Origin of the sequence: Thioalkalivibrio sp. AKL9, from assembly GCF_000377825.1 — a bacterium.
GTDB classification, from domain to species: domain Bacteria; phylum Pseudomonadota; class Gammaproteobacteria; order Ectothiorhodospirales; family Ectothiorhodospiraceae; genus Thioalkalivibrio; species Thioalkalivibrio versutus.
In genome coordinates this window covers 1-3,459 of record NZ_KB905128.1, presented here as the reverse complement: position 1 = coordinate 3,459, position 3,459 = coordinate 1, and the positions used below count along the sequence as shown (strand labels likewise).

Sequence of the window (3,459 nt, the reverse complement as noted above, 5' to 3'; positions counted from 1 at the left end):
TAAACCGACTCTTGCGCATCTCGGCCTCCTTTGGCTCTAGTGTGCCCGGAGACCTCCAGTTTTCAATGGACCGAATTTACGGGAAGGCGACACCGCGAGAACACGCAAACGCGCTTCAATCAGCGTCTCGCTGAAGATCCGTTTCAACACCTCATATGACGTATCGAAATCATCGTTACGCCATTGCTTTCTCGTGTTTTTTCGGTCTCCCGTTAACTGACACCCAACGCGCCCGGGGGCGAATGTGCGGCAACGTACAGATGCCCTCTCGGTTGCGACCGCAATCTGCCGTTTCGGATGCAAAGCGGGCCCTCCCGGTCGCAGTCGCACTCCAAAGGCTCTGCCCCATGCCAACGCGGCGGGTAACGTTTCAGGAGGCAGGTAATGATGAAAAAGGTAGCCGCAGTCATGCTCTGCCTGGCTGGACCGTTCACCCTTTCCGTCCAGGCTCAACAAGGATCGGCCGCCAACTTTGGGCCCTCCATAGGCGACCGCGAATTCTCGCTTTCCGGAAGTGGCATCAGTGACCGGAGGTTCGACAACACCAACCTCGGCATCACGGGTGATATAGGCTGGTATTTGCGTGGTCACTTGGTCCTCGGCGTCCGCCAGAGCATCCACTACGCCGACTTCGAGGACGACTTCCTGACCAATGACTTCTGGAGCGGAGCCACTCGAGGCTATCTCAACCTTCAAGACACAGACGGCCGGATGCGTCCCTTCGCTGGCGGGAGCCTGGGCGCAGTCTACGGCGACGGGGTCAACAACAGCGGGTTCGCCGGATTGGATGGGGGCTTGAAGTACTACCTCCTGGAGGACACCTACGCCCTCGGTCGCATTGAATACCAATGGTTCTTCAGCGGCTCGAATGACGCAGAGAATGCGCTCCTCGATAGTGACTTTTCGTACACTGTGGGACTTGGCTACAACTTCTGATTCGCGTCCGGGCCCTGGGCTTTTCGGGCGCACGCTCGAATCGTGAAATCCACACCGGAACAACGCCGCGCCGGCCATGCCTCCGCGGGCTTCGGCGGCATGCAGGATTTCGCCCATGACCGCATTCGTGAACACAACGGAGTGCGGAGCACGCTCTATCGCCCGATCGTGCACGGCTGGGAGAGCCAGGCAGACCAAGCCGAACGCAAAGAATACCCCGCGACGGCTTGCATCCTTCGGGACCAATCGCGATAATGCGCGCCTTCAGTCGATGCGCCCGTAGCTCAGCTGGATAGAGTACCTGGCTACGAACCAGGTGGTCGGAGGTTCGAATCCTTCCGGGCGCGCCATATTCCAGAGAAAAGGATCAGTGACTTACCGTCGCTGGTCCTTTTTTCGTTTTGGGCCAGGTCACGCCCCGTGACACTCTCGTGCCACTTCTGTGACACCCCCCAAGTCCCATGACTGGCTTATTACCGCCTGATGAGCACCTGGCTCCGTGACGAATTCCACGCCTCGCGGCTACGGCGTGGCCGCCCAGGAGTCGCGTTGCAGCCAGGCCTCAAGAGCGTTGCGATGCCTCGTCTTCGTCGATGAATTCCACCAGTTCTTCGATGCGACACCCGAAATACTTGCACAGACGGTCCAGGGTATCCGTACCGACGTTATAGCCCTTGTTGTTGGCAATCTTGGAAAGCGTCACACGGTGGACCCCCGCTTCCTCAGCGATCTCCTTGAAGGTCACCACCCGCCCCTCTTGATACTCCTTCTCCGCGACGAGCTCTTTCAGCTTGATGCGTATAGCCATGACGCCCCAGGGCTCCATTTGTAGTTGACACGCTACATTGATTGTGTAGTATCGACATTGCGTGAAGCGTTCAAGCTACACACGCAACGAATGGACTTCATCGATAAGAGGAACGATACATGAGCTACACGTACCTGACCACAGACGGTCTCGCCGAACGAATCCACTACGACACACGCACGATCCGTGAACGACTTAAGGACAGCGTCCTTATTGAGGGCGTTCACTACTTCCGCCCATTTGGGGGCCGAAAGATCCTCTTCATCTGGGAGACGATCGAACGGGACATGATGGATGCCGAAGGCAGCGTCCCCGCCATCCCCATGGCCAGCGGGGGAGCCTGCCATGGCTAAAGTGCGAGCCAGAAAGGACAACAAGAAGCTCTACTTCGACTTCTTCTACCGGCACGTCCGGTGCCGAGAGTGCACGACGCTGGATGACACTCCGGCCAACCGCCGAAACATGGAGAAGGTCGCAAAGAGGATTGAAGCCGAGATCACCCTTGGCACCTTCGAATACGGCCTGTACTTCCCCAACAGCAGCCGAGCGACCAGGTTCGCCGCCGAGCCGGAAGGCGGCCTGACCGAAGCGGAGGACGAAACGGCCAGTACCCCGCTATTTCGCGATTTTGCGGAACAGTGGCTGCAAGAAAATGAAGTCGCCTGGCGCTTCAAGACGCTGGAGACCAACCGCGGCTCCCTGCGGCGGCACCTGCTGCCCTACTTCGGTGATCAAAGGGTCAGCGACATCAGCAAAGCGGACATCCTTGCCTTCCGGTCGCAACTCGCCAAAGTCCCCGGCCGGAATGGCAACAAGACCCTGTCCCCCAAGACCATCAATCACACCCTCGGGGTGCTGTCGATGATCCTGGCCGAGGCCGCTGACCGGTTCCAGTTTACGTTTCCGATGAACAATCTGAAACGACTGAAGCAGCCCCGCAAGGAAATCATGCCGTTCACGTGGGACGAAACGCAGCAAATTATCAACACGGTTCGGGCCGACTACCGCGACTACTTCATCGTGCGGCTTTTCACCGGGCTTCGCACCGGGGAAGTTCACGGCTTGAAGTGGAAGTACGTCGACTTCGAAACCCGCCAGATTCTGATTCGCGAGACCTACAACCAGGGCCGGACGGAATACACGAAGAACGACGGCTCACAGCGTGAGGTCACCATGTCTTCGGTGGTCGCCGCTGCGCTGGAGCGCCAGTACCGAGCCACTGGAAAAAGTGAATACGTGTTCGTCACGACGGCCGGCGGGCCCCTGGAAACCAAAAACGTCACGCAGCGCGTCTGGTATCCCCTGCTTCGCCATCTCGGCCTTGAGGCCCGTCAGCCTTACCAATGCCGGCACACCGCCGCGACGCTTTGGTTGGCGTCTGGGGAGAATCCCGAGTGGATCGCCAGGCAGCTCGGCCACACGACGACCGAAATGCTTTTTCGGGTTTATTCGCGGTACGTCCCCAATCTAACCCGTCAGGACGGCTCTGCCATGGACCGTCTCCTGCGTTCTCTGCAGGAAAACCACGATCAGCACACGGAGGTGCCCAATGAAGGCTAAGAATGTTCAGGACCTGCAGCGACTCGTATCGATGGATGACATCGCCCGCTACGAGCCGGTCGGGTTCTACCCCGTTTCGGCGGACGGTTTGGAAAGGGCTGAAAACTTCAGATCCTGAATGGCGATGCGGCGCCGCATCCTTGGATTGTGGAACC

At 58.6% G+C, this 3,459-nt stretch carries 4 protein-coding genes and 1 tRNA gene; 4 read left to right on the top strand and 1 reads right to left on the bottom strand.

From position 1 onward, the window contains the following. The first annotated feature begins 384 nt into the window (after positions 1–384). Positions 385–936 (top strand): hypothetical protein, encoded by a 552-nt coding sequence (locus D573_RS0113695; RefSeq protein ID WP_018939149.1) that lies wholly within the window; start codon positions 385–387, stop codon positions 934–936. A gap of 273 nt (positions 937–1,209) precedes the next feature. Beyond that, positions 1,210–1,286, top strand: a tRNA-Arg gene (locus D573_RS0113690). A 212-nt stretch (positions 1,287–1,498) separates the two neighbouring features. Here the strand turns inward: D573_RS0113690 and D573_RS0113685 are convergent. Next, positions 1,499–1,744: a helix-turn-helix transcriptional regulator gene (locus tag D573_RS0113685; protein ID WP_018939148.1), complete on the bottom strand. Its 246-nt coding sequence runs from the start codon at positions 1,742–1,744 to the stop codon at positions 1,499–1,501. 119 nt (positions 1,745–1,863) lie between these two features. Here D573_RS0113685 and D573_RS0113680 point away from each other — a divergent pair, with 119 nt between their 5' ends. Continuing rightward, positions 1,864–2,097, top strand: a complete 234-nt coding sequence (locus D573_RS0113680) for a hypothetical protein (protein ID WP_018939147.1) — start codon at positions 1,864–1,866, stop codon at positions 2,095–2,097. After that, complete coding sequence (locus D573_RS0113675) at positions 2,090–3,304, top strand: site-specific integrase (RefSeq protein ID WP_018939146.1); 1,215 nt, start codon at positions 2,090–2,092, stop codon at positions 3,302–3,304. The genes D573_RS0113680 and D573_RS0113675 overlap by 8 nt, the downstream gene beginning before the upstream one ends. Positions 3,305–3,459: the final 155 nt, after the last annotated feature.